The organism is Hymenobacter defluvii, from assembly GCF_017589435.1.
Classification (GTDB): Bacteria; Bacteroidota; Bacteroidia; order Cytophagales; family Hymenobacteraceae; genus Hymenobacter; species Hymenobacter profundi.
This window is the reverse complement of the sequence record NZ_JAGETX010000146.1, coordinates 1-246: the sequence shown is the minus strand read 5'-3', so window position 1 is coordinate 246 and position 246 is coordinate 1. Positions and strand designations below refer to the sequence as shown.

The following is a 246-nucleotide window of genomic DNA, read 5'->3' as shown; positions in this document are numbered from 1 at the left end:
GCAATAATCAATGGATTAGCACGACGGCTAATCTGCTCTATTTCAGTTAGACGCAACGGAAAGCCAGTCCATTCAACGCCTTCAGTAGTAGGTTGCTTTTTAACGCGATTTTGACCCGATGCTAGAGTGGCTTTTTTGGTGGCTTTATTAGGCGAATTAGAAGAAGTAGGTACCCAGTATTCGCACTCCGACAGATTCAGTTTGCTTTGAAAGCATAACCCGGTGACGTTGGCTCCGCACTTAGTA

The 246-nt window shown here is 45.1% G+C and carries 1 protein-coding gene; it reads right to left on the bottom strand.

Annotation, left to right across the window (positions count from 1 at the left end; genetic code table 11):
- On the bottom strand, positions 1-246 hold a 246-nt coding region (locus tag J4D97_RS23380; protein WP_208309677.1), incomplete at both ends, for a hypothetical protein.